37 protein-coding genes are annotated in these 26437 nt (G+C 43.8%); 2 read left to right on the top strand and 35 right to left on the bottom strand.

What is annotated here, in order from left to right; genetic code table 11:
- Positions 1 to 16: 16 nt before the first annotated feature.
- From OCV29_RS01775 to cobA, 4 genes are all read right to left on the bottom strand, one after another.
- A complete protein-coding gene (locus OCV29_RS01775; RefSeq protein WP_073602963.1) occupies positions 17 to 1741 on the bottom strand; it encodes an SLC13 family permease in 1725 nt (574 codons plus the stop codon).
- Between the two features lie 78 nt (positions 1742 to 1819).
- Complete coding sequence (cysN, locus tag OCV29_RS01770; protein ID WP_073602964.1) at positions 1820 to 3247, bottom strand: sulfate adenylyltransferase subunit CysN; 1428 nt, start codon at positions 3245 to 3247, stop codon at positions 1820 to 1822.
- An 18-nt stretch (positions 3248 to 3265) separates the two neighbouring features.
- Positions 3266 to 4174 (bottom strand): sulfate adenylyltransferase subunit CysD, encoded by a 909-nt coding sequence (cysD, locus tag OCV29_RS01765; protein WP_073602965.1) that lies wholly within the window; start codon positions 4172 to 4174, stop codon positions 3266 to 3268.
- A 54-nt stretch (positions 4175 to 4228) separates the two neighbouring features.
- Positions 4229 to 5119, bottom strand: coding sequence for a uroporphyrinogen-III C-methyltransferase (gene cobA, locus OCV29_RS01760; protein WP_073602966.1), 891 nt, complete (start codon positions 5117 to 5119; stop codon positions 4229 to 4231).
- Positions 5120 to 5353: 234 nt separating this feature from the next.
- Between cobA and OCV29_RS01755 the strand changes: the two genes are divergently transcribed.
- A complete protein-coding gene (locus tag OCV29_RS01755; protein WP_370737177.1) occupies positions 5354 to 7306 on the top strand; it encodes a bifunctional 2',3'-cyclic-nucleotide 2'-phosphodiesterase/3'-nucleotidase in 1953 nt (650 codons plus the stop codon).
- Positions 7307 to 7360: 54 nt separating this feature from the next.
- On the opposite strand, the gene OCV29_RS01750 is transcribed toward OCV29_RS01755, so the two are convergent.
- Positions 7361 to 7951: a LysM-like peptidoglycan-binding domain-containing protein gene (locus tag OCV29_RS01750; RefSeq protein WP_261887353.1), complete on the bottom strand. Its 591-nt coding sequence runs from the start codon at positions 7949 to 7951 to the stop codon at positions 7361 to 7363.
- Between the two features lie 323 nt (positions 7952 to 8274).
- Here OCV29_RS01750 and OCV29_RS01745 point away from each other — a divergent pair, with 323 nt between their 5' ends.
- Positions 8275 to 8895: an FKBP-type peptidyl-prolyl cis-trans isomerase gene (locus tag OCV29_RS01745; RefSeq protein ID WP_073602969.1), complete on the top strand. Its 621-nt coding sequence runs from the start codon at positions 8275 to 8277 to the stop codon at positions 8893 to 8895.
- 221 nt (positions 8896 to 9116) lie between these two features.
- Here OCV29_RS01745 and rplQ read toward each other — a convergent pair whose 3' ends face one another.
- The 30 genes from rplQ to rnr all read right to left on the bottom strand — a co-directional run bounded on the left by rplQ (position 9117) and on the right by rnr (position 26243).
- The gene (gene rplQ / locus OCV29_RS01740) at positions 9117 to 9488 is read right to left on the bottom strand and encodes a 50S ribosomal protein L17 (protein ID WP_073602970.1); all 372 of its coding nucleotides are present in this window, start codon (positions 9486 to 9488) and stop codon (positions 9117 to 9119) included.
- Positions 9489 to 9514: 26 nt separating this feature from the next.
- Positions 9515 to 10507: a DNA-directed RNA polymerase subunit alpha gene (locus tag OCV29_RS01735; protein ID WP_073602971.1), complete on the bottom strand. Its 993-nt coding sequence runs from the start codon at positions 10505 to 10507 to the stop codon at positions 9515 to 9517.
- 24 nt (positions 10508 to 10531) lie between these two features.
- Positions 10532 to 11152, bottom strand: a complete 621-nt coding sequence (gene rpsD, locus OCV29_RS01730; protein ID WP_073602972.1) for a 30S ribosomal protein S4 — start codon at positions 11150 to 11152, stop codon at positions 10532 to 10534.
- A 32-nt stretch (positions 11153 to 11184) separates the two neighbouring features.
- Entirely contained in the window at positions 11185 to 11574 is a 390-nt protein-coding gene (rpsK, locus tag OCV29_RS01725; protein ID WP_001118870.1) for a 30S ribosomal protein S11, read from the bottom strand.
- Between the two features lie 19 nt (positions 11575 to 11593).
- Positions 11594 to 11950, bottom strand: coding sequence for a 30S ribosomal protein S13 (gene rpsM, locus OCV29_RS01720; protein WP_073602973.1), 357 nt, complete (start codon positions 11948 to 11950; stop codon positions 11594 to 11596).
- A gap of 148 nt (positions 11951 to 12098) precedes the next feature.
- Entirely contained in the window at positions 12099 to 12212 is a 114-nt protein-coding gene (rpmJ, locus tag OCV29_RS01715) for a 50S ribosomal protein L36 (protein WP_039969906.1), read from the bottom strand.
- Between the two features lie 27 nt (positions 12213 to 12239).
- Entirely contained in the window at positions 12240 to 13574 is a 1335-nt protein-coding gene (gene secY, locus OCV29_RS01710; protein WP_073602974.1) for a preprotein translocase subunit SecY, read from the bottom strand.
- Positions 13575 to 13592: 18 nt separating this feature from the next.
- Positions 13593 to 14027, bottom strand: a complete 435-nt coding sequence (gene rplO / locus OCV29_RS01705; protein WP_073602975.1) for a 50S ribosomal protein L15 — start codon at positions 14025 to 14027, stop codon at positions 13593 to 13595.
- A 5-nt stretch (positions 14028 to 14032) separates the two neighbouring features.
- Entirely contained in the window at positions 14033 to 14209 is a 177-nt protein-coding gene (rpmD, locus tag OCV29_RS01700; RefSeq protein WP_073602976.1) for a 50S ribosomal protein L30, read from the bottom strand.
- A 7-nt stretch (positions 14210 to 14216) separates the two neighbouring features.
- Positions 14217 to 14717, bottom strand: coding sequence for a 30S ribosomal protein S5 (gene rpsE, locus OCV29_RS01695; protein WP_073579735.1), 501 nt, complete (start codon positions 14715 to 14717; stop codon positions 14217 to 14219).
- Positions 14718 to 14731: 14 nt separating this feature from the next.
- Complete coding sequence (rplR, locus tag OCV29_RS01690) at positions 14732 to 15085, bottom strand: 50S ribosomal protein L18 (protein ID WP_073602977.1); 354 nt, start codon at positions 15083 to 15085, stop codon at positions 14732 to 14734.
- Positions 15086 to 15094: 9 nt separating this feature from the next.
- The gene (gene rplF, locus OCV29_RS01685; RefSeq protein ID WP_073602978.1) at positions 15095 to 15628 is read right to left on the bottom strand and encodes a 50S ribosomal protein L6; all 534 of its coding nucleotides are present in this window, start codon (positions 15626 to 15628) and stop codon (positions 15095 to 15097) included.
- Between the two features lie 16 nt (positions 15629 to 15644).
- Positions 15645 to 16037, bottom strand: coding sequence for a 30S ribosomal protein S8 (rpsH, locus tag OCV29_RS01680; RefSeq protein ID WP_073602979.1), 393 nt, complete (start codon positions 16035 to 16037; stop codon positions 15645 to 15647).
- A 29-nt stretch (positions 16038 to 16066) separates the two neighbouring features.
- Entirely contained in the window at positions 16067 to 16372 is a 306-nt protein-coding gene (rpsN, locus tag OCV29_RS01675) for a 30S ribosomal protein S14 (protein ID WP_073579731.1), read from the bottom strand.
- A gap of 17 nt (positions 16373 to 16389) precedes the next feature.
- A complete protein-coding gene (gene rplE / locus OCV29_RS01670; protein ID WP_073602980.1) occupies positions 16390 to 16929 on the bottom strand; it encodes a 50S ribosomal protein L5 in 540 nt (179 codons plus the stop codon).
- A gap of 26 nt (positions 16930 to 16955) precedes the next feature.
- Positions 16956 to 17273 (bottom strand): 50S ribosomal protein L24, encoded by a 318-nt coding sequence (gene rplX / locus OCV29_RS01665; protein WP_073579729.1) that lies wholly within the window; start codon positions 17271 to 17273, stop codon positions 16956 to 16958.
- An 11-nt stretch (positions 17274 to 17284) separates the two neighbouring features.
- Positions 17285 to 17656 (bottom strand): 50S ribosomal protein L14, encoded by a 372-nt coding sequence (rplN, locus tag OCV29_RS01660; protein WP_073602981.1) that lies wholly within the window; start codon positions 17654 to 17656, stop codon positions 17285 to 17287.
- Positions 17657 to 17812: 156 nt separating this feature from the next.
- On the bottom strand, positions 17813 to 18067 hold the full coding sequence (gene rpsQ / locus OCV29_RS01655; protein WP_073602982.1) for a 30S ribosomal protein S17: 255 nt from the start codon (positions 18065 to 18067) through the stop codon (positions 17813 to 17815).
- Positions 18067 to 18258: a 50S ribosomal protein L29 gene (gene rpmC, locus OCV29_RS01650; protein WP_073602983.1), complete on the bottom strand. Its 192-nt coding sequence runs from the start codon at positions 18256 to 18258 to the stop codon at positions 18067 to 18069. The genes rpsQ and rpmC overlap by 1 nt, the downstream gene beginning before the upstream one ends.
- Positions 18258 to 18668 (bottom strand): 50S ribosomal protein L16, encoded by a 411-nt coding sequence (rplP, locus tag OCV29_RS01645; RefSeq protein WP_073602984.1) that lies wholly within the window; start codon positions 18666 to 18668, stop codon positions 18258 to 18260. Before rplP ends, rpmC begins: the two co-directional genes overlap by 1 nt.
- A gap of 11 nt (positions 18669 to 18679) precedes the next feature.
- The gene (rpsC, locus tag OCV29_RS01640) at positions 18680 to 19384 is read right to left on the bottom strand and encodes a 30S ribosomal protein S3 (protein ID WP_073602985.1); all 705 of its coding nucleotides are present in this window, start codon (positions 19382 to 19384) and stop codon (positions 18680 to 18682) included.
- 19 nt (positions 19385 to 19403) lie between these two features.
- On the bottom strand, positions 19404 to 19736 hold the full coding sequence (gene rplV, locus OCV29_RS01635; protein ID WP_073579723.1) for a 50S ribosomal protein L22: 333 nt from the start codon (positions 19734 to 19736) through the stop codon (positions 19404 to 19406).
- Between the two features lie 10 nt (positions 19737 to 19746).
- Entirely contained in the window at positions 19747 to 20025 is a 279-nt protein-coding gene (rpsS, locus tag OCV29_RS01630; RefSeq protein WP_073579722.1) for a 30S ribosomal protein S19, read from the bottom strand.
- A 20-nt stretch (positions 20026 to 20045) separates the two neighbouring features.
- The gene (gene rplB, locus OCV29_RS01625; protein ID WP_073602986.1) at positions 20046 to 20870 is read right to left on the bottom strand and encodes a 50S ribosomal protein L2; all 825 of its coding nucleotides are present in this window, start codon (positions 20868 to 20870) and stop codon (positions 20046 to 20048) included.
- 15 nt (positions 20871 to 20885) lie between these two features.
- Positions 20886 to 21188 (bottom strand): 50S ribosomal protein L23, encoded by a 303-nt coding sequence (gene rplW / locus OCV29_RS01620; protein ID WP_073579720.1) that lies wholly within the window; start codon positions 21186 to 21188, stop codon positions 20886 to 20888.
- Complete coding sequence (gene rplD, locus OCV29_RS01615; protein WP_073579719.1) at positions 21185 to 21787, bottom strand: 50S ribosomal protein L4; 603 nt, start codon at positions 21785 to 21787, stop codon at positions 21185 to 21187. The genes rplW and rplD overlap by 4 nt, the downstream gene beginning before the upstream one ends.
- Positions 21788 to 21803: 16 nt before the next feature.
- Positions 21804 to 22433, bottom strand: a complete 630-nt coding sequence (rplC, locus tag OCV29_RS01610; RefSeq protein ID WP_073602987.1) for a 50S ribosomal protein L3 — start codon at positions 22431 to 22433, stop codon at positions 21804 to 21806.
- A 14-nt stretch (positions 22434 to 22447) separates the two neighbouring features.
- Entirely contained in the window at positions 22448 to 22759 is a 312-nt protein-coding gene (gene rpsJ, locus OCV29_RS01605) for a 30S ribosomal protein S10 (RefSeq protein ID WP_001181007.1), read from the bottom strand.
- A gap of 308 nt (positions 22760 to 23067) precedes the next feature.
- Positions 23068 to 23805, bottom strand: a complete 738-nt coding sequence (rlmB, locus tag OCV29_RS01600) for a 23S rRNA (guanosine(2251)-2'-O)-methyltransferase RlmB (protein ID WP_073602988.1) — start codon at positions 23803 to 23805, stop codon at positions 23068 to 23070.
- Positions 23806 to 23819: 14 nt separating this feature from the next.
- Positions 23820 to 26243, bottom strand: coding sequence for a ribonuclease R (rnr, locus tag OCV29_RS01595; RefSeq protein ID WP_073602989.1), 2424 nt, complete (start codon positions 26241 to 26243; stop codon positions 23820 to 23822).
- Positions 26244 to 26437 lie beyond the last annotated feature (194 nt).

The raw sequence follows: 26437 nt of genomic DNA, 5'->3' as shown, positions 1-26437 counted from the left end.
ACACTTCCTTTTAACATTAAAACGGGAAAAACTCAGGTATGAGTGCTAACACCAATACCGAATAAACAATAGAGAGAGGAATACCAACTTTTGCATAGTCGCTCAGCTTATAATTACCGACACTATAGACCAACAAATTAGTCTGATATCCATAAGGGGAAATAAAGCTGGCGCTGGCTCCAAACAGAATCGCCATGATAAACGGCATCGGACTGACACCATAACTGACAGCCATACTGTAACCGACAGGAAATGCGAGTGCCGCCGCCGCATTATTGGTAATCACTTCAGTCAAGACCAATGTCATCAAATAAGTGGCAATTAATGCGCCGTACACTCCCCAACCATTAAACAACCCTGACAGGAAGTCTCCCATGATTTCAGAAACGCCGGTCGAAATCATCAACTGAGCAATAGACAAAGCTGAACCCACAATCACCACAATATCAAGCGGGAAACGACGCCGAAGCTCCTGAAGCTGGATAATGCCGAACGCAAGCAGCACTAAAATATAAACGGCCAGCCCTTTAATCATCGGCACCCACTGTAGCAATGCTGCGGCAATGACTGCCGTGAAACCTGCCAGTACACCGACAGATTTAAACAGATCCAGACGGGCGCTCGACTCAAGATCATGCACAAGAACAAACTCTTTCCGGTGACGACGTCTTTCGTGCTCAAAACGTTTTCCCGGAACCAAAACCAACGAGTCTCCGGGCATTAAAACAATACTTCCCAGTCCGCCTTCAAGGCGTTCATGTCCCCGCCTGACCGCAACGACCACCGCATCAAACCGATCCCGAAACCGGCTGGATTTCAACGTCTTGTGGCAAAAAGTTGCGGATGAACTGACGATCACTTCAACAAAACTCTGACCATTCAAATGTTGCTGCCCGAAGAGCGTCAACCCTTTAATTTCCTGTAAGGTAGACACACTTTCAATATCTCCGCAAAAGAGCAGACGGTCATCACTTTGCAGGACAAAGTCAGGATGAACCGATGGCAGACTCTCTCCATGACGGACAACTTCAGCCAGAAATAACTTTCGTAAACAACGCAAGCCATTTTCCTGAATACTTTTTCCAACCAGTGGAGAGTCTGAATTCACAACAGCTTCAAGAAAATAGGGTAAATCATCCTGAGAGTTCTCATCATAAGATGGCAAAAAATAGCTCAGAGGAACCAGTAAAATAACTCCGACAACCAAAACAACCAGACCAATCATCGTCGGACTGAAAAAGTCCAGTCCCGGCAAGCCAGCATCTTCGACGAAACTGTTGATGATCAGGTTAGTAGAAGTACCTATAAGAGTTAATGTTCCACCTAAAATTGCAGCATAGGACAATGGAATTAATAAACGGGAAGGCGCATGCTGACGATTACGTTTTACAGCACCAATCAAAGAGACAACAACAGCGGTATTGTTAGTAAAAGATGAAAGTAAAGCAGTAGAAAAACCCAGCTTCAAAATGACTGAACCAATTTTTCCTTCAGAAATATGCTGACTGACCCAACCAATTAAGCGGGTTTTTTCCAGCGCAGTAGAAGCAAGAATAAGTAATACCAATGTCAACAGTGATGAATTAGTAAAATTCTCTGCAACCTCATTTAAGTCCAGCAAACCACTTAAAAAAGCAATTAAAGCTGCCGCAGCAAACACCACACTCGGCTTAATACGTGTTAAAACTAAACCGATGACAATACTGGCAAGCAGGACCAGTACTAACCCTTGTTCCCACATGGTTTCACCTCAGGAAAAAAAGAAAAAGCGCATAGTGCACAGAAACACCCTATGCGCTTTATTGATGATATCAAAGGCTTACTTCAATATCTGGCTTAAGTCCTTCGCTTCCCAGTGTGGGAAGTGTTTACGGATTAAAGCATTCAGCTCAAGCTCAAATTCAGAATAATGACCGGTTTCAGTCGTCAACTGAGTTAATCCATCTCTGACCATACCCGCGCCAACAGTTACATTGGTCAAACGATCAATAATAATGAAACCGCCGGTATCAGCACAATTCAGATAATTATCTAAAGCGACAGATTCATTAAAAGTCCATTCACATAAACCAATACCATTCAGCGGTAATGATTCGGTTTCAAAAGTGTCAAGGCTATTAATATTATATTGATGTCTGATCTGTTTTACCCGGCCTATCGTTTTCTTTCCGGCAATTTTTATATCGTATTCACGATTTGTTGACAGTGGTGTCTCTGTCATCCAGACGACATCAGCTAAAAGATGATTGGTACTTTGAACATCATCTTGCTCCAGTGCGATTAAATCACCACGGCTGATATCAATTTCGTCTTTCAGAGTTAGCGTCACTGCCTGCCCGGCCGATGCAGACTGCAAGTCACCATCAAATGTGACAATGCGATCAACCACCGACGTTTTTCCTGATGGTAACACCTGAATTGCATCACCAACCTGAACCGTGCCGGATGCAACCGTGCCTGCGAAACCGCGAAAATCGAGATTTGGCCGGTTCACATACTGAACAGGGAAACGGAACTGTTGGTTTCCGTCATCGCTGAACACATCTACCTGTTCCAGTAAATCAAGTAATGTTGGGCCATCGTACCAATCCATTGATTGACTTTTTTCAACAACGTTATCACCTTCCAGAGCAGAAATCGGGATAATGCTGAAATTTAGCTCACCATGCAAACGCTGGGAAAATTGCTGATATTCATGTTTAATTTCTTCAAAACGAGCCTGGTCATAGTCAACCAAATCCATTTTGTTAACCGCCACAATGAAATGCTTCAGGCCAAGCAAATTGGAAATAAATGAATGGCGACGGGTTTGATCCAATACCCCTTTACGGGCATCAATCAATATCACTGCCACATCACAGGTGGATGCACCAGTTGCCATATTTCGGGTATATTGCTCATGCCCCGGCGTGTCAGCGATAATAAACTTACGTTTTTGCGTAGAGAAATACCGATAAGCAACATCAATGGTAATGCCCTGCTCCCGCTCCGCCTGCAGACCATCAACCAGTAACGCAAGGTCCGGCCGATCGCCCGTCGTACCGACACGCTGGCTATCGGAATGAACAGCCGCAAGCTGGTCTTCATAAATTTGCTTCGAATCATGAAGCAACCGCCCAATCAGCGTACTTTTACCATCATCAACGGACCCACATGTCAGGAACCGAAGCAATGATTTGTTTTGATGTTGATTGAGGTATCCTTCAATACCTAACTCCGCGAGCTGTGTCTTCACTGCATTGTTCATAAAACTATCCTTCGATCCTTAGAAATAACCCTGACGCTTTTTCATCTCCATAGAACCTGACTGATCATGGTCAATCGCCCGGCCCTGCCGCTCACTGGACGTCGCCACAAGCATTTCTTCGATAATTTCAGGCAATGTACTTGCGGTAGATTCAATCGCACCTGTTAGCGGGTAACAACCCAACGTGCGGAAACGAACCGACTTATGCTCTGCGACTTCATCAGGACGCAGCTCCATCCGATCATCATCAACCATAATTAACATACCATCTCTTTCAACGACCGGCCGTTCTTGTGCGAAATAAAGTGGCACAATGTCAATCCCTTCCAGATAGATATACTGCCATATATCTAACTCAGTCCAGTTCGAAAGTGGAAAAACCCGGATGCTTTCACCCTTATTAATCTGGCCATTATAGGTATGCCATAATTCAGGGCGCTGATTTTTTGGATCCCATGTGTGATTTTTATCCCGGAATGAATAAACCCTCTCCTTCGCACGAGACTTTTCTTCATCCCTGCGGGCCCCCCCAAATGCAGCGTCAAAGCCATATTTGTTGAGTGCCTGTTTCAGGCCCTGAGTTTTCATAATATCCGTATGTTTTGAAGAACCATGTACAAACGGATTAATGTCCATAGCTAAACCTTCAGGGTTCTTATGAACGATTAGGTCAAAGCCATATTTTTCAGCGGTACGATCGCGAAATTCGATCATTTCACGAAATTTCCAGTTTGTATCGACGTGTAGTAGCGGAAACGGGATTTTGCCCGGATAAAAAGCTTTACGAGCCAGATGAAGCATCACCGATGAATCTTTTCCAATAGAATACATCATCACCGGATTTCCGAATTCAGCTGCAACTTCACGAATAATATGAATACTTTCAGCTTCTAATTGTTTTAAATGAGTTAAGCGTTGTTGATCCATCTCTGCTTCCTTATGACTCACAAAGAGAGTTTAATTTGGTGCAATTGAATTTCATTATGCGTATTGCTCTTTATGCACACCGGCGTGTGATACAAAATTTTTCTCTCCAAACCAATGTAACTGGTCCGAAAGCTTCACGACATCGCCGATCACGATTAAGGCCGGAGATTGCGCCTCGACGGCGAGTTCTGACAAATCGTCAAGCGTACCCTTAAATATTTTTTGCGCAGCCTGAGTTCCCCGTTCAATAATTGCAACGGGCGTACAGGCAGCACGACCATACTCAATAAGCTGCTGCTGGATATATCCGGATTTCATCAATCCCATATAGATAACTAAAGTTTGATTGGTTCTGGCCAGCATCTGCCAGTCCATCTCATCATTTTCAGCCTTGACATGTCCGGTAACAAAAACTGCTGATTGTGCATAATCGCGATGAGTAAGCGGAATACCTGCATACGCAGTCGCTCCGGCAGCGGCTGTAATACCGGGAATAACCTGGAATTTCACGTTCGCTTCAAACAGGGCTTCAAGTTCTTCTCCACCTCTGCCAAACATGAAAGGATCGCCTCCCTTTATCCGGACGACACGATATCCCTGTTGTGCAAAATCAACTAAAAGCTTATTTGTTTTCTCTTGAGGGACACTATGATGACCGGCTCTTTTCCCGACACACACCAGTATGGCATCAGCAGGAAACAGTGCCTGAATTTCATCAGAAACCAGATAATCGTAGAGTAACACATCTGCTTGCTGAATGAAGTTCAGGGCTTTGACCGTCAAAAGCTCAGGATCTCCCGGCCCGGCTCCGACCAAGGCAACTTCACCAGTTTTCAGGCGACTTTTTGTCAAATGCGGAATGGCATCTTTCATATTTGTAGTCTGTAATGATGACAAATGCTGATTTTGGACCGGAAGGCGAGTCACTACCTTGTGGTTTGCCATATCTCACACCTCACATACAATCAATGCATCCATTATGACGATCACTATATATTACATGAAATTCTAAAATTTCATTTTTTATTCAAAAAGGTGATAAAGAATTCAACCAAGGCTTACTCACTAAGCGGAAAGATTGTCGGATCGCTGTTCAATCAATCACATCAGTCTTACAATACCGATGTATTTTTGTATGCAAACAATTGTTCACCGGATAAGACGATAAATATGATATCACTGAAAACAACAACAAAAGTAGTAGTATATGCTGGATTAATTGCATTTTCTGGCGGGTCAGTTGCCGAAACATTACATCTTCGTATTATCGAAACAACCGATATTCATGCGAATATCATGGATTATGATTATTACAAGGATAAAACGTCAGAAAAAATTGGTCTGACCCGGGCGGCTTCTCTTATAAAGCAAGCTCGTCATGAAGTGAAAAATAGTGTACTGGTAGATAATGGAGATTTGATCCAGGGAAGCCCGATGGGTGATTACATGGCTGCTCATGGCATCAAACCCATGGAAATACATCCGGTCTATCAGGCAATGAACCTGCTGAATTACGATGTGGGCAATATAGGAAACCACGAGTTTAACTATGGTCTGCCTTTCCTTCGTGAGTCCATCAACGATGCTAACTTTCCATATGTGAACGCTAATATTTATGATGCTCAGTCAGGGAAACATTATTTTAAACCCTATGTCATTAAGTCATATACATTGACAGATACACAAGGGCAACCTCACACAATAAAAATCGGCTATATTGGCTTTGCACCACCTCAGATCATGGCTTGGGACAAAAAGAACCTGAGCGGGAAAGTCACCACAGCAGATATTAAAAAAACCGCAGAAAAAATCATACCGGAGATGAAAAAATCAGGTGCACAAATTATTGTTGCCATACCTCATTCCGGTCTCTCGACAGTTCCTTATCATTTGAATGCTGAAAATTCTGTCTACTATTTATCAGAAGTTAAGGGGATTGACGCCATTACATTTGGCCATGCTCATGCAGTGTTCCCCGGCAAAGGTTTTGATAACCTCCCCAATATAGACAATAAAAAAGGCACGATAAATGGTATTGCTTCCGTCATGCCAGGAAGATGGGGCAGCCATGTGGGAGTCATTGATTTAGTGTTAGAAAATCACGGCGATCAGTGGAAAGTCACGGATAGTCATTCTGAAGCACGGCCTGTATATGATAAAAAACGCCACCGCTCTCTGGCAGCATCAGATCCACAGATATCTCACGCCGTTGCCAAAGCGCACAATGCCACACGCACATTTGTCAACCAGCCTATTGGCCGCTCTTCGGATGTAATGTACAGCTATCTGGCCCTTGTTCAGGATGACCCGACAGTCCAGATAGTCAATATGGCACAAAAAGCCTATGTTCAACAATTTATTCAGGGTGACCCAGATTTAGATGGTATCCCGGTATTATCAGCAGCGGCACCATTCAAAGCCGGCGGAAGAAAGAATGACCCATCGAATTATACTGAGGTTGAATCAGGACAACTAACTTTTCGTAATGCCGCTGATTTATATCTTTACCCAAACACATTAGTTGCTTTGAAAGTCACAGGAAAAGAGCTGAAAGAATGGCTTGAATGTTCAGCTGGTCAGTTCAATCAAATTAACCCCGCAAGCTCAGCCCCACAATACCTGATTAACTGGGAAGGATTCAGAACATATAACTTTGACGTTATTGATGGCGTAAAGTATAAAATCGACGTCACCCAGCCAGCAAAATATGATGGTGATTGCAAAGTCATTCATCCTGACGCAGCCAGAATTACCGGGCTGTCCTACCAAGATCACCCAGTCAAAGACAGTCAGCCGTTTATTATTGCGACAAATAATTACCGGGGTTACGGGAATAAGTTCCCGGGAACAGGAGCATCTCATATTGCATTTGATTCTCCGGATGAAAACCGGACAATTCTGGCGAATTACATTACGACGATGAGCCGTAAATACCACGAGGTACATCCTAAAGCTGACAATAATTGGCGCTTTTTACCCATTCAATCACCACAACGATTAGATATACGTTTCGAAACAGCACCTGGAGAAAAAGCTTCTGACTTTATTAAAAAATATGGCTTCTATCCAACGAAATACTTAACAACTGATGAAAGTGGCTTTGCAATATATCAATTGCAACTCAACCAATAATAAACAAAAAGCCGTGTATTATTTTATACACGGCTTCACAATCAGGCTTGCTCTTTACTTACTACGACCAAATCCACCATCGGACAAACGGAAAAACATCACAGACTGTTCTTTTCTTTCCAGTTGTAATATGTCCAGTTGTCCTTTTTTAGTGAGTTTATACCGAATCAACTGTCCCGGCTTGATATCACTTAATGGCTTTTCAGACCCCTCTATCTTGAGTAAGGCGTTTAAATCAGCCAAAGGCAGACGGTTTTTCCTGAAAAAATTCGAAAGCGTATCACCTTCCTGAATTTTGTAAGCAATCCAGGCTGTATTGGTATGTTTATTCGGGTCAGAAACTGATTCGAATGAAGAAGACTGATGATCACTCAAGATTTCAGGATTATCGAGCTCAAGTTCAACACGCTGGCGTCCCACACCTGCATTCTGAAGTTCAGGAGAGTCAGACCGAGGCCAGGGGATAATGATTAACAGAACAAAAGCAGGAATCAGAAAAGAAAGGAGCCGCCGGTGAGACTGAGGCAGGTTTGTCCACAATGAATGGAGTAAATGAACAATCCTTAGTTTTTCTGCAGCCAAAATTTTTGCTCTCAAAGATAAACGTCCGGAACCATTTGTTTCTTTTCTATGACGACGCTTCATCGCTCTTCGCTCTCCCACTAGCCCAGCCACAATTCAAACTGACTCTTATGCTTGTTTATTATAGCCAGACCATAATACGTAAGAAGTCTTTCATCAGATACATATACGACAGCAATTTGTTTACCAGTATAAAAATTCCTGACTTTTGAGTACAGAGGAATAGAAAAATATCTTGAAGACTAACAGTATTATGATAAAAGCGGATTTAAATCTCAGTTATTACGAGATCTCTATGCAATAAATAACTTGGTCAGGCTTATGATTTCCTAAAGCCTGAATAACTGGTATCCTGTTGCGTTTTAACGACGAAGAGAGACAAAGTCATGTCTGACATTAAGTTTGAAACAGTAGCTGAAAAAGCAAGTTATGGTATAGGCCTGCAAATGGGTCAGCAACTTGCTGGCAGCGGTCTTCAAGGGCTGAGCGTTGATGCAATTGCAGCAGGTATTGCAACAGCATTAACTGGTTCTCAACCAGCAATCGAAATTGATGAAATTAACAATGCACTTCAGGAAATTCATAATCAAGCTCAGGAAGCTCAAGAAGCAGCAGCCAAAGCTGCAAGTGCAGAAGGTGAATCATTTTTGAAAGACAACGCACTTCGTCCTGAAATAACTGTTTTAGACTCGGGTCTTCAGTATGAAGTATTATCTGATGGAGAAGGTGAAATTCCTACTTCAGATAAATCAGTTCGTGTGCATTATCATGGTCAACTTATCGATGGAACTGTTTTCGATAGCTCAGTGACACGTGGACAGCCAGCTGAGTTTCCAGTGACCGGTGTCATCAAAGGTTGGGTTGAAGCTTTGCAATTAATGAAAGTTGGTTCAAAGTGGAAGCTATATATTCCTCATGAACTGGCTTATGGTGAGCGTGGCGCAGGTGCTGCAATCCCACCATTCTCAGCACTTGTATTTGAAGTTGAGTTACTCGACATTCTTTAATTTTTTAAATTTTGTTGTCGTCTGAAATACCCGGGATGCTTCGTATCTCGGGTATTTTTATATCAACCTGCTTTGAACGTATTCAATCATAGAAAGTCGCTTGATATCTGAGCACCAAAGCACTCTTCCAAAATGACGACTTCCATCAAAAATAGTTTTGAGAGACAGATAATAAAAAACCGGGCAAGTGCCCGGTTTCTATCATAATTTTAAGAACTACCTTATTCAGCAGCTTCTGGGCGATCTACAAGCTCAATGTATGCCATTGGCGCTTTATCACCTGCACGAAAACCACATTTCAAAATGCGAGTATATCCGCCTTGACGGCTCGCAAAACGAGGACCTAGTTCGTTAAATAATTTTGCAACTACTTCGTTATCACGAGTACGTGCAAATGCCAGACGACGGTTAGCAACACTGTCAGTCTTAGCTAATGTAATCAAAGGCTCAACTACGCGACGTAGCTCTTTAGCTTTTGGTAAAGTCGTTTTAATGACTTCATGACGAACTAAAGAGCTAGCCATGTTGCTAAACATCGCTTTGCGATGACTGCTGTTGCGGTTGAGTTGACGATCACTCTTACGATGGCGCATGACCTAATCCTTCTAACTAATATCGATTAATCTTCAGCAATAGATGCTGGCGGCCAGTTTTCCAGGCGCATACCCAGAGAAAGACCACGTGAAGCCAATACATCTTTAATCTCTGTCAGAGATTTTTTACCCAAGTTTGGAGTTTTCAATAGCTCAACTTCAGTACGTTGTACAAGATCACCGATGTAGTGAATCGCTTCTGCTTTCAAACAGTTAGCAGAGCGAACTGTTAGTTCAAGATCGTCTACAGGACGCAATAGGATCGGATCGAATTCTGGCTTCTCTTCTTTCTCCTCAGGAACACGTACATCACGAAGATCTACGAATGCATCCAATTGCTCAGCAAGAACTGTTGCTGCGCGTCGGATGGCTTCCTCAGGTTCAATAGTGCCATTTGTCTCCATATCAATGACAAGTTTGTCTAAATCAGTACGCTGCTCTACACGAGCCGCTTCAACAGCGTAGGCAATCTTATCTACCGGGCTATATGTTGCGTCTACAAGCAAACGACCAATAGGACGCTCATCTTCTTCAGTATGAATACGGGCAGAAGCCGGAACATAACCCCGACCACGCTCAACCTTAATACGCATTGCGATTTCGGCATTATCATCAGTAAGATGACAAATCACGTGTTCCGGGTTTACGATCTCAACATCACCATCATGGGTAATGTCACCTGCAACAACAGGGCCCGAGCCTGATTTATGTAATGTAATAAACACTTCATCTTTGCCTTCGGCAACGCGAACAGCCAACCCTTTAAGATTGAGAAGAATCTCAAGAATATCCTCCTGAACACCTTCTTTCGTGCTGTACTCGTGTAGTACGCCTTCAATCTCTACTTCTGTCACAGCACAACCTGGCATAGAAGATAGAAGAATACGGCGAAGTGCATTACCAAGAGTATGGCCAAAACCACGCTCTAATGGCTCAAGAGTTACTTTTGCGTGTGTCGAGCTAATTTGTTCAATATCAACAAGACGTGGCTTAAGAAATTCTGTTACAGAACCCTGCATTGTGTCCTCTCTTTAGTTTAAACCTTACTTAGAGTAAAGCTCGACGATCAATTGTTCGTTGATGTCAGCTGATAGATCTGAACGTTCTGGCAGACGCTTGAACGTACCTTCCATCTTACCTGCATCTACTTCAATCCAAGTTGGTTTTTCGCGTTGTTCTGCAACTTCTAAAGCTGCTTTAATGCGAGATTGCTTTTTCGCTTTCTCACGAATAGAAACAACGTCGTCTGCCGTAACATTGAAAGAAGGAATGTTGACTACCTTGCCGTTAACCAAAATAGCTTTATGGCTAACCAGCTGACGGGCTTCAGCACGAGTTGCACCAAATCCCATACGATATACAACATTATCTAAACGACCTTCAAGAAGCTGAAGCAAGTTTTCACCAGTATTACCCTTAAGACGGGCAGCTTCTTTATAGTAGTTACGGAATTGTTTCTCAAGAACGCCGTACATACGACGGACTTTTTGCTTCTCACGAAGCTGAACGCCATAATCAGATAGACGACCGCGACGAGCGCCGTGTACACCTGGTGCGTTATCTATTTTACACTTGGTATCAACCGCACGAATACCAGACTTAAGGAACAAGTCTGTGCCTTCGCGACGACTAAGCTTCAGCTTAGGACCCAAATATCTTGCCATGATCTTTCTCCAGTTTTCCTAGAAACGAAACGTTACACACGACGTTTCTTAGGTGGACGACAACCGTTATGAGGGATTGGAGTCGCATCAACAATGTTTGTGATACGGAAACCAGCAGCATTCAGAGCGCGAACAGTTGATTCACGACCTGGACCAGGACCCTTAACCATAACTTCCAGATTCTTCAGGCCATATTCTTTAGCCATCTCAGCACAGCGTTCTGCAGCAACCTGTGCAGCAAACGGTGTTGATTTACGAGAACCACGGAAACCAGAACCACCTGCAGTAGCCCAAGCCAATGCATTACCTTGACGGTCAGTAATGGTTACGATTGTGTTATTAAAAGATGCATGGATGTGCGCTACGCCATCTGCAACTTGCTTGCGTACGCGCTTACGAGCGCGAGTTGGTTGTTTAGCCATTGTACTTTACCCTTCCCGATTATTTCTTGATCGGCTTACGCGGACCCTTACGGGTGCGAGCATTGGTTTTAGTACGCTGTCCACGTAGTGGTAGACTGCGACGATGACGAAGACCACGATAACAACCAAGGTCCATCAGACGCTTGATATTCATGGAAACTTCACGACGAAGATCACCCTCTACAGTGTACTTAGCTACACCTTCACGCAGTTGATCAATCTGTTGTTCATTTAGTTCACTGATCTTAACACTTTCAGCGATCCCGACATCAGCTAAAATAGCTTTTGAGCGAGTTTTACCGATACCATAAATTGCTGTTAAAGCAATTACGGCGTGTTTGTGATCAGGAATGTTAATGCCTGCTATACGGGCCACTATTCACTCCTAGTACTCTGATAAGAAACTATCCGCAACAAAGCCCGCTGAGGATACGTTGCGGAATATTACTTCTTTTGCACGCAAAAGGTAGGCCGAGGAATATACTCGACCAACCTTGTTTTTTCAAGTAAAAATTTCTGCTTACTTAGCCTTGACGCTGTTTATGCTTAGGCTCACTGCAAATTACACGAACAACACCGTTGCGCTTAATAATTTTACAGTTACGGCAGATTTTTTTAACGGAAGCACGAACTTTCATTGCTAAACTCCGTAAATGAAATCTGAATTAACGGCCATAGCCTTTCAGATTTGCTTTCTTCAACACAGAATCATATTGACTTGACATCATATGAGTCTGTACCTGTGCCATAAAGTCCATGATAACAACCACTACAATCAGTAGGGATGTACCGCCGAAATAGAAACGAACATTCCATGCGATCATCATGAACTGTGGAATCAGACAGATGAAGGTAATATACAACGCACCTGCGAGGGTTAGACGTGTCATCACCTTATCTATATACTTCGCTGTCTGTTCACCAGGGCGGATTCCGGGTACGAACGCACCTGACTTCTTCAGATTATCTGCTGTCTCCCGCGGATTAAACACTAATGCCGTATAGAAGAAGCAGAAGAATATTATTGCTGCAGCATAAAGTATAACGTAAAGCGGCTGTCCTGGGCTTAATGCCAAAGAAACTTTGGTTAACCAGCTAAATGCCGAACCATCACCACTATTCCCAAACCATTGTGCTAGAGTGCCCGGAAATAAGATAATACTTGATGCAAAAATTGCGGGAATTACACCTGCCATGTTAATTTTCAATGGCAAATGCGTACTTTGTCCTGCAAATACTTTACGGCCTTGTTGACGCTTTGCATAGTTAACAACGATACGCCGTTGACCACGCTCCATGAAGACCACAAAATATATAACAGCAAAAGCAATTACCGCAATCAGCAACAAAAGAAGTACATGTAGTTCACCTTGACGCGCTTGCTCTATTGTTTGTCCGATTGCTTTAGGCAATCCTGCTACAATCCCGGCAAAAATCAGTAATGAAATACCATTACCAATTCCTCGCTCTGTAATTTGTTCACCTAACCACATCAAGAACATGGTGCCGGTTACTAAACTGACCGTTGCGATAAACGTGAATATGGTTTGATCAATAACGACCAGATTAGAGACCATATTCGGGAGGCCTGTCGCAATCCCCAGAGCCTGGAATGTAGCAAGTACAAGCGTGCCATAGCGCGTATATTGGCTAATCTTACGACGCCCAGCCTCACCCTCTTTCTTGAGTTCAGCTAACGCCGGATGAACTACAGTTAGCAACTGGACAACAATTGATGCCGAAATATACGGCATAATGCCCAATGCTAATATAGATGCACGCGAAAGAGCACCACCGGAGAACATGTTAAACATTTCTACAATAGTGCCTTTTTGCTGTTCGAACAATTCGGCAAGTACAGCTGCGTCAATACCAGGGATCGGCACAAAAGAGCCTGCTCGGAACACTAAAAGCGCACCTAATACGAACAATAAGCGCGACTTTAATTCGCTCAAGCCGCTCTGAGCACTACGAAAATCTTGTCCTGGTTTCTTAGCCATCTGTACCTCGTCTCGAGATTATTCCTCGACTTTACCGCCTGCAGCTTCGATAGCAGCTTTAGCGCCTTTAGTTACTCGTAGACCCTTAACAGTAACAGCTTTAGCAATCTCACCAGAAAGAACAATTTTTACATATTCAATTTTCTTAGTAATTACATTAGAAGCTTTAAGACTGTTTAAGTCTACAACATCGCTATTTACTTTAGCTAATTCACTTAAGCGAACTTCAGCAGATACCAAACTTTTCCGTGAGGTAAAGCCAAATTTTGGTAAGCGCTGTTTCAATGGCATTTGACCGCCTTCAAAACCAGCACGAACTTTACCGCCTGAACGTGATTTTTGACCTTTGTGGCCACGACCACCAGTTTTACCAAGGCCAGAACCGATACCACGTCCCAAACGCTTCTTAGAAGGTTTTGAACCCGCAGCCGGTGATAGAGTATTCAAACGCATTCTGATTACTCCTCAACTTTAACCATGTAGTTGACCTTGTTGATCATACCGCGAATACACGGTGTATCTTCAAGTTCAACAGTGTGGTTGATTTTACGAAGGCCCAAACCTTTAAGACACGCTTTGTGCTTTGGCAGGCGACCAATTGAGCTTTTAGTTTGTGTTACTTTAATAGTTGCCATGGTGTTCTTACTCCGAAATAGATTCAACAGTCAGACCACGTTTAGCTGCAACCATTTCTGGTGACTTCATGCTACCTAATGCATCAATCGTTGCACGAACGATATTGATTGGGTTTGTAGAACCATATGCTTTAGACAGAACGTTGTGAACACCTGCAACTTCCAGTACCGCACGCATCGCACCACCTGCGATAACACCCGTACCTTCAGCCGCTGGCTGCATATAAACTTTAGAGCCCGAATGGCGACCTTTAACCGGGTGGAAAAGAGTGCCTTCGTTCAGCGCGATAGTCGTCATATTGCGACGCGCTTTTTCCATTGCTTTTTGAATCGCAGCAGGAACTTCACGGGCTTTACCGTAACCAAAACCTACTCGACCATTACCGTCACCAACGACTGTTAGTGCAGTGAAGCTCATGATTCGACCACCTTTAACCGTCTTTGATACACGGTTAACAGCGATCAGCTTTTCTTGCAAATCACTAGCTTGTTGTTGTTCTTTAGCCATCTTCCAACCCTACCTTAGAATTTCAGACCAGCTTCGCGGGCAGATTCTGCCAGCGCCGCTACTCGACCGTGGTATTGGAAACCAGAACGATCAAATGCAACTTCAGCAACGCCTTTTTCAAGTGCGCGCTCAGCAATAGCTTTACCTACAGCTTTTGCCGCATCAACGTTACCAGTATTCTTCACTTGCTCACGGATCGCTTTTTCTACAGTAGAAGCTGCTGCGATAACCTCAGAGCCGTTAGCTGCAATCACTTGTGCGTACACGTGACGAGGAGTACGGTGTACGACTAGGCGAGTTGCACCCAGTTCTGCAATCTTACGACGTGCACGAGTGGCACGACGGATGCGAGATGCTTTCTTATCCATAGTGTTACCTTACTTCTTCTTAGCTTCTTTAGTACGCACAATTTCATCTGCGTAACGAACACCTTTACCTTTATAAGGCTCTGGCTCACGATAAGCACGAATATCTGCAGCAACCTGACCTACAAGTTGTTTATCACAACCTGTAATTACAATTTCAGTCTGGCTTGGACATTCTGCTTTAATACCCGATGGCAGCTCATGCTCAACAGGATGAGAGAAACCAAGTGTAAGGGCTACAGAATTACCTTTCATTGCGGCACGGTAACCAACACCTTTCAGTACCAGCTTCTTAGTGAAGCCCTCAGTAACACCTGAAACCATATTGTTCACAAGTGCACGTACAGTACCAGCTTGAGCCCATGCATTAGCAAAGCCATCGCGAGGACCAAATGTCAGTTGATTTTCTTCTTGAGCAACAACCACTGCGTCATTAAATACGCGGGTTAATTCCCCTTTAGCACCTTTTACAGTGATTTCTTGGCCGTTTAATTTCACCTCTACGCCAGCTGGAATAGCGACAGGTGCTTTTGCAACACGAGACATATCCTACTCCTTTAAATTAAGCTACGTAGCAAATGATTTCACCACCAAGACCTGCTTTACGCGCAGCACGGTCTGACATCAGACCCTTGGAAGTGGAAACGACAGCAACACCTAAACCACCCATTACAGAAGGAAGATCATCTTTCTTCTTATAAACTCGCAATCCTGGACGAGATACTCGTTGGATTACTTCGATAACAGGTTTAGCCTGGAAATACTTTAACGTAACTTCCAGTTCAGGCTTAGCTTCGCTTTCAACAGCGTAATCTTCGATATAACCTTCAGCTTTAAGTAGTGCAGCAATTGCAACTTTAAGCTTTGAAGAAGGCATTTTTACAGCAACTTTGTTTGCTGCCTGACCATTACGAATACGGGTCAGCATATCCGAAATCGGATCTTGCATGCTCATAAACTTTACTCCAAATGATTAAGTGGCAATTACCAGCTAGCCTTACGAAGTCCAGGAATCTCGCCTTTCATGCAAGCTTCACGAACTTTGATACGGCTCAAACCGAATTTACGTAAGTAACCGTGTGGACGACCAGTTTGGTTACAACGATTACGCTGACGGGATGCACTAGAATCACGAGGAAGCGTTTGTAGTTTAAGAACCGCGTCCCAACGTTCTTCTTCAGACACGTTGACATCATTAATAGTTGCTTTCAGCGCAGCACGCTTTTCTGCGTACTTAGCTACAAGCTTTGCACGCTTAACTTCACGTGCTTTCATTGATTGTTTAGCCATAACAGTAACCCTTCACCTTACTTACGGAATGGGAAGTTAAAGGCAGCCAGCAGAGCACGGCCTTCCTCATCGCTCGCTGCAGACGTCGTAATAGTGATGTCCAAGCCGCGTACACGATCGACTTTATCGTAGTCGATTTCCGGGAAGATGATTTGCTCGCGAACGCCCATGCTGTAGTTACCGCGTCCATCAAAGGATTTCGCGCTAACACCACGGAAGTCACGTACACGTGGAAGAGCAATAGAAATTAAACGCTCTAAAAAATCCCACATACGTTCGCCACGCAAGGTTACTTTACAACCGATTGGGTAGCCTTCACGAATTTTGAAGCCTGCAACAGATTTACGAGCTTTTGTAATTAATGGCTTTTGACCAGAAATTATCGCCATATCCGCTGCTGCATTTTCCAGAAGCTTCTTGTCGTTGATTGCTTCACCAACGCCCATATTCAGGGTGATTTTCTCAATCCTAGGGACTTGCATGACGCTTGTGTAACTGAACTGTTTGGTCAGTTCAGCGACTACAGACGACTTGTAGTAATCATGCAGTTTCGCCATAGTAGAACTCCAAATTACTCAAATTCTTAGTTAGAAACAGTTTCGCCGTTAGATTTAAAGAAACGTACTTTCTTTCCATCTTCGAAACGAAAACCTACACGGTCCGCTTTACCAGTCTTGTCATTGAAGATTGCAACATTCGACGCATCAATCGCCGCTTCTTGCTCAACGATCCCACCTTGAATACCCAAAGCCGGAACAGGCTTTTGGTGTTTTTTTACAAGGTTGATACCTTCAACAAAGATTTTACCAGTAGTAAGAACCTTAGTTACTTTACCTTTCTTGCCTTTATCTTTACCGGCAAGAACAATTACTTCGTCATTACGACGGATTTTTGCTGCCATCTTTGCGCTCCTTACAATACTTCTGGAGCCAGTGAGACGATTTTCATAAACTTCGCATTACGAAGTTCACGTGTCACTGGACCAAAGATACGTGTACCGATTGGTTGCTCGGTAGTGTTGTTCAACAAAACACAAGCATTACGGTCGAAGCGAATGACAGAACCGTCTTGACGACGTACGCCTTTACGGGTGCGAACTACCACCGCCTTCAGTACATCACCTTTTTTTACTTTACCGCGTGGAATTGCTTCTTTCACAGTAATTTTGATGATGTCACCGACATGTGCATAACGACGGTGAGAGCCACCCAGAACCTTAATACACATTACGCTGCGAGCGCCTGAGTTATCAGCTGCGTCCAGCATACTTTGCATTTGGATCATGTTAGTGCTCCGCTAAATATTAAAACTAGACCCATCTCGGGTCGGGCTGCCTTATAAAAAGGGATGCGAATTGTATCACCCTTTTTTCTAATTGGGTAGTCAAAAAACAAGCGGCTCCATAAATTATTGGAGCCGCTTCTTATTCGAAGGCAAAAATTAGATTTTTGCTTTCTCTACCACTTTGACCAATGTCCAAGACTTTGTCTTAGACAGTGGACGACATTCACGAATTTCAACGGTATCGCCTAAACCACACTCGTTGTTTTCATCATGTGCGTGAACTTTAGTCGTGCGCTTAACGAATTTTCCGTAAATTGGGTGTTTTACGAAACGCTCGATAGAAACAACGATAGACTTATCCATCTTGTCACTAACAACACGACCTTGTTGAGTACGAATATTGTCGCTCATTATGCGTCTGCCTTCTCAGTCAAAACAGTTTTCACACGTGCGATATTACGACGTACAGCTTTCAGATTATGCGTCTGCTGTAATTGACCAGTAGCAGCCTGCATACGCAGGTTAAACTGTTCACGTAATAACTCGACCAGCTGTTCATTCAGCTCATCAACGCTTTTATCGCGTAAATCTTGTGCTTTCATCACATCACCTGCTTAGTTACGAAAGTAGTCTTGAACGGCAGTTTCGCTGCTGCAAGTGCAAACGCTTCACGTGCCAGTTCTTCAGGTACACCATCCATTTCGTACATCACCTTACCAGGCTGGATTTGGGCTACCCAGTACTCAACGTTACCTTTACCCTTACCCTGACGAACTTCAAGTGGTTTCTCTGTGATAGGTTTATCTGGGAAAACACGAATCCAGATTTTACCCTGACGCTTAACATGACGTGTCATTGCACGACGTGCCGCTTCAATCTGACGAGCAGTTAAACGACCACGGCCAATAGCTTTAAGGCCAAAAGTTCCAAACGCAACTTCAGTACCTTTAGCCAGACCACGGTTCCGACCAGTATGAACCTTACGGAATTTTGTACGTTTAGGTTGTAACATCTGTCGACTCCTTACTTACGGCCTTTACGCTGCTTCTTAGGTTTATCACCTTTAGGCTCAGTAGCTGCTGCATTAGCAGATGGCATTCCACCAAGGATTTCTCCTTTGAAGATCCATACTTTTACGCCAATAACACCATACTGTGTATGAGCTGAAGAAGTTGCATAATCAATGTCAGCACGAAGTGTATGCAGAGGCACACGACCTTCACGGTACCATTCAGAACGTGCAATCTCAGCGCCGCCAAGACGACCACTAACTTCCACTTTGATACCCTTAGCACCTAAACGCATCGCATTTTGTACGGCACGCTTCATAGCGCGACGGAACATAACGCGGCGCTCTAACTGAGACGCGATGCTATCAGCAACAAGCTGACCATCAAGCTCAGGTTTACGCACTTCAGCGATATTAATTTGTGCTGGCACACCTGCAATTTTTGCTACAGCTGCGCGTAGCTTTTCTACATCTTCACCTTTTTTACCGATAACAACGCCAGGGCGAGCCGTATGAATTGTCACACGAATACTTTTTGCCGGACGCTCAATAACGATACGTGATAAAGACGCTTTTGAAAGTTCCTTAGTCAGGAACTGACGTACCTTGAAGTCGCCGTCTAGGTTGTCAGCGAATTCTTTGGTGTTAGCAAACCATGTAGCATTCCAAGGCTTTACGATGCCCAGACGAATACCATTAGGATGTACTTTCTGACCCATTGCTTACTCTCCTAGTCTCTTAGCGATCTGCGACAACCACAGTAATGTGGCTTGAACGCTTCAAGATACGATCCGCACGGCCTTTGGCACGAGGCATAATACGCTTCATGACAGGACCCTCATCTACGAAGATTTTAGCGACATTCAGATCGTCGATGTCTGCACCTTCATTATGCTCCGCATTCGCGATAGCTGACTCCAGAACTTTCTTAATCAAATCAGCAGCTTTTTTATTGCTGAATGTCAGAATTTCAAGAGCCTGATCGACAGATTTTCCACGAATTAAATCTGCAACTAAGCGAGCTTTCTGTGGAGAAATACGAGCAAAGTTATGTTTAGCGATAGCTTCCATCATCTACTCCTTATTTCTTCTTCGCTTTCTTATCAGCAGCATGGCCGCGATAAGTACGAGTTGGTGCAAATTCACCCAGTTTGTGACCGATCATTTCGTCAGTTACGAAAACTGGAACGTGTTGACGACCATTATGGACAGCGATGGTCAAACCAATCATTTGTGGAATGATCATTGAACGACGGGACCAAGTCTTAATAGGTTTCTTGTCTCCGCTTTCCACCGCTTTCTCTACCTTCTTCAGCAAGTGTAGGTCAATAAATGGACCCTTCTTGAGAGAACGTGGCATGGCTTATCCTCTTAAATAGATTACTTAGTACGGCGACGGACAATATACTTGTCAGTACGCTTGTTTTTACGTGTCTTGAAGCCTTTCGTTGGCATACCCCATGGTGAGACAGGATGACGGCCACCAGAAGTACGACCTTCACCACCACCGTGTGGGTGATCAACAGGGTTCATGACAACACCACGGACAGTTGGGCGAACACCGCGCCAGCGTTTCGCACCAGCTTTACCCAGTTCACGCAACATGTGTTCCGCATTGCCAACTTCACCGATAGTCGCACGACCTTCAACAGGCACCTTACGCATTTCACCAGAACGCAGACGGATTGTGACATAAGCACCATCACGAGCAACGATTTGAGCATAAGCACCAGCAGAACGAGCAAGCTGTGCACCTTTACCAGGTTTCAATTCAACGTTATGAACTGTTGAACCAACAGGGATATTACGCATTGGAAGCGTGTTACCTGCCTTAATTGGCGCATCTACACCTGATTGAACTACGTCACCAGCTTGCAAACCTTTTGGCGCAATAATGTAACGACGCTCACCATCTGCGTAAAGAACCAAAGCAATGTTCGCACTACGGTTAGGATCATATTCCAAACGCTCTACTTTGGCTGGAATACCATCTTTTGTACGTTTGAAATCAATCACACGATAGTGTTGCTTATGACCACCACCGATATGACGTACAGTAATACGACCGTTGTTGTTACGACCACCATGTTTAGAGTTTTTCTCTAAAAGAGGTGCATAAGGCTTGCCCTTGTGTAGGTCAGCGTTAACAACTTTAACAACGTGACGACGACCAGGGGAAGTCGGCTTACATTTAACAATAGCCATTCTTAACTACTCCTGTTACTCAGCACCGCCAACGAAATCAAGATCCTGACCTTCTTTCAAAGTGACATACGCTTTCTTCACGTCGCTACGACGGCCTTGGCGAACACCTTGACGTTTGGTCTTACCCTTAGTGATAAGAGTATTTACAGACTTAACTTCAACTTCAAATAGCTTTTCTACAGCTGCTTTGATTTCTCTTTTTGTTGCATCTTTTGCAACTTTAAAAACAACTGTATTTGCTTTTTCTGCAGCAAGCGTTGCTTTCTCAGAGATGTGCGGAGCACGTAGAACTTTCAGGATACGCTCTTCACTAATCATGCCAGCATCTCCTCAATTTGCTTAACTGCAGCTGCAGTCATCAGTACTTTGTCAAACGCAATCAGACTTACAGGATCGATTCCGGCAACATCACGTACGTCAACTTTGTACAGGTTACGAGCAGCCAAGAACAAATTCTCATCGACATCACCAGTAACAATCAGGACATCGTCAAGCTCAAGTTCTTTCAATTTAGCAACAAGCTCTTTTGTTTTTGGTGCTTCAACTGAAAAGTTATCAACAACGATCAAACGTTCCTGACGAACTAACTCAGAAAGAATACATTTCATTGCACCACGGTACATTTTTTTGTTTACTTTCTGGCTGTGATCCTGAGGTTTCGCAGCAAAAGTAACACCACCCGTACGCCAGATTGGGCTACGGATTGTACCGGCACGTGCACGGCCAGTACCTTTTTGACGCCATGGTTTAGCGCCACCACCAGAAACTTCTGAACGTGTTTTTTGAGCACGAGTTCCCTGACGGGCACCTGCTGCATAAGCAACAACCACCTGATGAATCAGAGCTTCGTTAAACTCACGTCCGAAAGTAGCTTCGGAAACAGTTAGTGCATCAGCACCTTTAACCATCAATTCCATTACTTACTCCTAGACGTTATGCTTTGACTGCTGGTTTAACGATCACGTCAGCACCAGTAGACCCAGGAACTGCGCCTTTAATCAGAAGCAGATTACGCTCAGCATCAACGCGAACAATCTCAAGGTTTTGAGTCGTCACACGCTCATCACCCATATGACCTGCCATTTTTTTGCCTTTAAACACGCGTCCAGGTGTCTGACACTGACCAATAGAACCAGGTGCACGGTGTGACAAAGAGTTACCGTGAGTCATATCTTGAGTACGGAAATTCCAGCGCTTCACAGCACCCTGAAAACCTTTACCCTTCGATGTACCAGTAACGTCTACTTTTTTGATTTCATTGAAAAGTTCAACAGTTAGTTCTGAACCAACTTCAAACTCTTCTCCGTTTTCTAAACGGAATTCCCAAAGACCGCGTCCAGCTTCAACACCCGCTTTTGCGAAGTGACCAGCTTCTGGTTTGGATACACGGTTAGCTTTCTTTGCACCAGCTGTTACCTGAATTGCCGCATAACCATCACTTTCAAGTGTTTTAACTTGAGCAACACGGTTCGCTTCAACTTCAACGACAGTAACTGGGATAGAAATGCCTTCTTCGGTAAATACGCGGGTCATCCCCACTTTACGTCCGACTAGACCAATCATTATTCTAATCTCCCTTAACCTAGGCTGATTTGTACATCAACGCCAGCAGCCAGATCGAGGCGCATCAGTGCATCAACAGTTTTGTCTGTTGGTTCAACGATGTCGATCAGACGCTTGTGAGTACGGATTTCGTACTGATCACGCGCATCTTTGTTGACGTGTGGAGAAATAAGAACAGTGAAACGCTCTTTACGAGTAGGCAGTGGAATTGGACCACGAACCTGTGCGCCGGTACGCTTAGCTGTTTCTACGATTTCCGCAGTTGAAGCGTCGATCAATTTATAATCGAAAGCTTTCAGGCGGATACGAATACGTTGGTTCTGCATGAGACAGAGCTCCAAAATCTAAAAATTACACAAACAATATCGCCACTCAGACCCATCAATAATGGGAGAATGACGATTGATTCATGTGAAACCGTAGTATCCTAATTGGATACATTGTCCAGCTAATAGGTGATTAGCTTAAAGCTAAGTTTTTATTAACTGCGAACATAAGCTGAGTTTACATTACCAGACTATTTTATCAGCCTGTTCCTCATTGCTCATTGGTTCACAACTGGCTTAACCAGTGGGGGCGTATTATACAGAAGGATAACTTGCATGCAAGCGTTTGTTTGCAGAATAAACAATATTCAGGTTCGTCTCTGTCTGACCGCTTCAAATAGACAAATACCAGTTGCAACAGAAACATTCAAGCTGGATACACTGCCCGCCATCGGAATTTTAATCAACTCATCACATGTTTCACGGGTTAATCTTCTTATGCCATCACCTTCAGCGCCCATAACAATAGCCAGCGAACCGGTTAATTTAGACTGATAGATATCCTGATTTGCTTCTCCGGCAGTTCCAACGAACCAGACACCTTTCTCCTGTAACGCCCGCATCGTCCGGGCAAGATTTGTGACCCGAATCAGGGGTACCGTTTCAGCTGCACCACAAGCAACTTTACTTACCGTCGACGTCAAAGGCGCTGACTTATCTTTCGGCACAATGACAGCTGCAACACCGGCTGCATCTGCATTTCGCAGACAAGCTCCCAGATTATGAGGGTCTGTCACCCCATCGAGAACCAGTAGTAAAGGCTGTTCATGTTGTTCTATGATTCCATCGAGATCATGTTCATTTAAAAGTTTTGCAGGTTTAACTCTGGCAATAATTCCCTGATGATTTTCACCATTCACTTTATTATCAAGTGCTTTTCTGCCCATAAACTGGACAGATATACCGAATTGTTTGCATTGTGCCATCACAGCGGATAACCGTTCATCTTCCCGGCCCTGCAAAGCAAACACTTCGATAAACCTGTCTGGACTTGTTTGTAACACGGCATTCACAGCGTGAATGCCATAAATATATTCCCGGCTCATTTTGTACCTATTATTTACGATCTTTTGCCATTTTTACTTCGTGATTTTTTCTTACGCGCTTTTTCTGACTTTTTCTTTCTTCCTGAAGTTGGTGAACCTGCTTTTTTCTGAGCACCTTTGTCAGGATGAGTTACCGCATCATTCGATGGCTTTGATTTGCCTTTTACGGCAGTTTTCTTACCCTTTGCGGCCCGTTTCCTGGCCGTTTTTCCTTTTCCTCGCAACTGTCTGCTTGTCTCAACCAGTTCGAAATCAATGTTCCGGTCATCTAAATTTACAGACTGAACTTTCACTTTCACGACATCACCTAACCGGTAAATGTGCCCAAAAGTTTCTCCAATTAATCTTTGTCCTACCGGATCATATTGATAGTAATCGTTAGCTAACGTTGATATATGAACCAAGCCATCAATATGTAAATCTGCCAGTCGTACAAAAAAGCCAAAACCTGTCACGTTAGCAATCACACCATCGAGAACCTCTCCGACATGATCCTGCATATATTCACATTTCAACCAGTCAGCGACATCCCTGGTTGCATCATCAGCCCGGCGCTCTGTCATCGAGCACTGCTCGCCATAGTAATCCATCTCGTCAAAACTATAGTGATAACCACCTGTTGGTGTCCATCGATCTTTGTTTTGGCTATTACTTTTTGCAATCAGATATTTGATGGCCCGGTGTAATAATAAATCAGGATAACGGCGAATAGGCGATGTAAAGTGAGCGTAACGTTTCAGCGCTAACCCAAAGTGACCACAATTGTCTGGATTATAGACGGCTTGCTTCATCGATCTCAGAAGCATAGTCTGAATCAACTCTCTGTCCGGGCGCTCAACTATTTGCGTCATCAGACTGGCATAATCAGTAGGAGATGGCTCAAGCCCACCAGACAAGTTTAATCCCAACTCTCCAAGAAAATCACGAAACCCTGTCAAACGCTCTTCACCAGGGGATTCATGAATCCGGAACAAAGATGGTTCTTTTGCTTTTTCGACCAAGCTTGCAGAAGCAATATTCGCCAGAATCATACACTCTTCAATTATTTTATGAGCATCATTTCTGACGAGCGGTTCAATTCTGTCAATTTTTCTCTGTGCATTAAAAATAAACTTGGTTTCAACTGTCTCAAATTCAATGGCTCCCCGGTGATCTCTTGCCTTTTTCAGCACTTTGTACATTCGGTAAAGCTCTTCCAGGTGGGGGACAAGATCACGATGTCGCATTCTCAATTCTTCGTCATCATTAAGAATTGAGGCCACTTTATTATATGTGAGGCGAGCGTGAGAATTCATGACTGCTTCATAGTGCTTATACCCAGATAATTTACCACTTGCAGAAATCGTCATCTCACAAACCATACAGAGACGATCAACAGCTGGGTTTAAAGAACATAATCCATTCGAGAGAACTTCAGGCAGCATTGGCACAACCTGAGAAGGAAAATACACAGAATTACCCCGGTTCACCGCTTCCTTGTCCAATGCAGAATCGGGACGAACATAATAACTCACATCCGCAATGGCAACCCATAAACGCCAGCCGCCGCTTGGTTTCGCTTCACAATACACCGCATCATCAAAATCCCGGGCATCTTCGCCATCAATCGTCACCAAGGGTAAATCTCTTAGATCGACTCTGTCACCTTTTGCTTCTTCCGGAACTTCTTCACCAAATGATTTGATCTGTTTTTCAACATCATCCGGCCATTCATGAGGTATCTGATGTGTTCTGATTGCAATCTGGGTTTCCATTCCGGGAGCCATGTTCTCCCCTAAAACTTCAATGACACTCCCCATCATGCCACGTGAACGACTGCCCCGATCAGATATTTCAATCACCACAACGTTCCCCATCCGGGCCCCGCCCCGCTGCTCATTGGGGATAAGGATATCTTGGTGAATACGTGAATCATCCGGAACCACATATGAGTAACCGTATTCAAAAAAGAACCGGCCAACTATCTGTGTTTTTCTTTCTTCAAGAATACGGACCAGTCTGCCTTCTTTTCTTCCACGCTTGTCTGTTCCATTAGGCTGAACGAGTACATAATCACCATGAATCAACGTACGCATCTGATGATGGGGCAGAAGAACGTCACCTTCTTTACTATTCATCCCATCCGGACGAACCCATCCATAACCATCCCGGTGTCCGATAACATACCCTTTAATCAACTCAAGCTTTTCGGGTAGTGCGTAACACTGCCTGCGTGTAAAAACCAGCTGACCATCACGTTCCATGGCCCTTAATCGTCTGCGTAAACCTTCATACTGTTCTTCTCCACTTAGCTCCAGCGCTTCAAACAAATCATTCCGGTTCATAGGAACCTTTGCCTGTTTCAGGAAATCAAGAATATATTCTCTGCTTGGTATGGGATTATCATAATTTTGTGATTCACGGTCAGCAAAAGGGTCACCGGGAATATGATCTGACATAGATACGCCTTAGTAAGTCGGGAAGATTGGAGTTAGTATATCTGACTCTCACTGCTTAATGACAATTACTTCTGTTTATTTCTGTTATTTTGCTTTCAACGCAAATGCAGGAAGACAGAAGCATACCGACACTGAGCCGGACAGATAGAAATAGAAGATGTGAAAAATAGACTTTGAAATTGTATACGGATGAG

It is taken from the genome of Vibrio aerogenes, from assembly GCF_024346755.1.
Classification (GTDB): domain Bacteria; phylum Pseudomonadota; class Gammaproteobacteria; order Enterobacterales; family Vibrionaceae; genus Vibrio; species Vibrio aerogenes.
Note: the sequence above shows the minus strand (reverse complement) of the source record. Positions and strands in the feature narration are given on the sequence as shown.

Excerpts from the sequence above, each read along its gene's own strand:
- rplX (WP_073579729.1), bottom strand. The coding sequence starts at position 17,273 with ATGGCAGCAAAAATCCGTCGTAATGACGAAGTAATTGTTCTTGCCGGT.
- rpsQ (WP_073602982.1), bottom strand. The coding sequence starts at position 18,067 with ATGAGCGACAATATTCGTACTCAACAAGGTCGTGTTGTTAGTGACAAG.
- rpsE (WP_073579735.1), bottom strand. The coding sequence starts at position 14,717 with ATGGCTAAAGAACAACAACAAGCTAGTGATTTGCAAGAAAAGCTGATC.
- rpmD (WP_073602976.1), bottom strand. The coding sequence starts at position 14,209 with ATGGCAACTATTAAAGTAACACAAACTAAAAGCTCAATTGGTCGCCTG.
- rplC (WP_073602987.1), bottom strand. The coding sequence starts at position 22,433 with ATGATTGGTCTAGTCGGACGTAAAGTGGGGATGACCCGCGTATTTACC.
- rpmC (WP_073602983.1), bottom strand. The coding sequence starts at position 18,258 with ATGAAAGCACAAGATTTACGCGATAAAAGCGTTGATGAGCTGAATGAA.
- rpsK (WP_001118870.1), bottom strand. The coding sequence starts at position 11,574 with ATGGCTAAACAACCAACTCGCGCTCGTAAGCGCGTACGCAAGCAAGTT.
- rplP (WP_073602984.1), bottom strand. The coding sequence starts at position 18,668 with ATGTTACAACCTAAACGTACAAAATTCCGTAAGGTTCATACTGGTCGG.
- cobA (WP_073602966.1), bottom strand. The coding sequence starts at position 5,119 with ATGGCAAACCACAAGGTAGTGACTCGCCTTCCGGTCCAAAATCAGCAT.
- rpsH (WP_073602979.1), bottom strand. The coding sequence starts at position 16,037 with ATGAGCATGCAAGATCCGATTTCGGATATGCTGACCCGTATTCGTAAT.
- rplD (WP_073579719.1), bottom strand. The coding sequence starts at position 21,787 with ATGGAATTGATGGTTAAAGGTGCTGATGCACTAACTGTTTCCGAAGCT.
- rpsN (WP_073579731.1), bottom strand. The coding sequence starts at position 16,372 with ATGGCTAAACAATCAATGAAAGCACGTGAAGTTAAGCGTGCAAAGCTT.
- rplW (WP_073579720.1), bottom strand. The coding sequence starts at position 21,188 with ATGATTAGTGAAGAGCGTATCCTGAAAGTTCTACGTGCTCCGCACATC.
- rpsJ (WP_001181007.1), bottom strand. The coding sequence starts at position 22,759 with ATGCAGAACCAACGTATTCGTATCCGCCTGAAAGCTTTCGATTATAAA.
- rplB (WP_073602986.1), bottom strand. The coding sequence starts at position 20,870 with ATGGCTATTGTTAAATGTAAGCCGACTTCCCCTGGTCGTCGTCACGTT.
- OCV29_RS01775 (WP_073602963.1), bottom strand. The coding sequence starts at position 1,741 with ATGTGGGAACAAGGGTTAGTACTGGTCCTGCTTGCCAGTATTGTCATC.
- rplN (WP_073602981.1), bottom strand. The coding sequence starts at position 17,656 with ATGATCCAAATGCAAAGTATGCTGGACGCAGCTGATAACTCAGGCGCT.
- OCV29_RS01750 (WP_261887353.1), bottom strand. The coding sequence starts at position 7,951 with ATGAAGCGTCGTCATAGAAAAGAAACAAATGGTTCCGGACGTTTATCT.
- rplO (WP_073602975.1), bottom strand. The coding sequence starts at position 14,027 with ATGCGTTTGAATACTCTATCACCGGCTGCGGGTTCAAAACCTTCTAAG.
- rplE (WP_073602980.1), bottom strand. The coding sequence starts at position 16,929 with ATGGCGAAACTGCATGATTACTACAAGTCGTCTGTAGTCGCTGAACTG.
- rplR (WP_073602977.1), bottom strand. The coding sequence starts at position 15,085 with ATGGATAAGAAAGCATCTCGCATCCGTCGTGCCACTCGTGCACGTCGT.
- secY (WP_073602974.1), bottom strand. The coding sequence starts at position 13,574 with ATGGCTAAGAAACCAGGACAAGATTTTCGTAGTGCTCAGAGCGGCTTG.
- rplQ (WP_073602970.1), bottom strand. The coding sequence starts at position 9,488 with ATGCGCCATCGTAAGAGTGATCGTCAACTCAACCGCAACAGCAGTCAT.
- rnr (WP_073602989.1), bottom strand. The coding sequence starts at position 26,243 with ATGTCAGATCATATTCCCGGTGACCCTTTTGCTGACCGTGAATCACAA.
- rpmJ (WP_039969906.1), bottom strand. The coding sequence starts at position 12,212 with ATGAAAGTTCGTGCTTCCGTTAAAAAAATCTGCCGTAACTGTAAAATT.
- cysD (WP_073602965.1), bottom strand. The coding sequence starts at position 4,174 with ATGGATCAACAACGCTTAACTCATTTAAAACAATTAGAAGCTGAAAGT.
- rlmB (WP_073602988.1), bottom strand. The coding sequence starts at position 23,805 with ATGAGCCGGGAATATATTTATGGCATTCACGCTGTGAATGCCGTGTTA.
- OCV29_RS01745 (WP_073602969.1), top strand. The coding sequence starts at position 8,275 with ATGTCTGACATTAAGTTTGAAACAGTAGCTGAAAAAGCAAGTTATGGT.
- rpsS (WP_073579722.1), bottom strand. The coding sequence starts at position 20,025 with ATGCCACGTTCTCTCAAGAAGGGTCCATTTATTGACCTACACTTGCTG.
- cysN (WP_073602964.1), bottom strand. The coding sequence starts at position 3,247 with ATGAACAATGCAGTGAAGACACAGCTCGCGGAGTTAGGTATTGAAGGA.
- rpsC (WP_073602985.1), bottom strand. The coding sequence starts at position 19,384 with ATGGGTCAGAAAGTACATCCTAATGGTATTCGTCTGGGCATCGTAAAG.
- OCV29_RS01735 (WP_073602971.1), bottom strand. The coding sequence starts at position 10,507 with ATGCAGGGTTCTGTAACAGAATTTCTTAAGCCACGTCTTGTTGATATT.
- rpsD (WP_073602972.1), bottom strand. The coding sequence starts at position 11,152 with ATGGCAAGATATTTGGGTCCTAAGCTGAAGCTTAGTCGTCGCGAAGGC.
- rplV (WP_073579723.1), bottom strand. The coding sequence starts at position 19,736 with ATGGAAGCTATCGCTAAACATAACTTTGCTCGTATTTCTCCACAGAAA.
- rplF (WP_073602978.1), bottom strand. The coding sequence starts at position 15,628 with ATGTCTCGTGTTGCAAAAGCACCTGTCGCTATTCCAGCTGGCGTAGAG.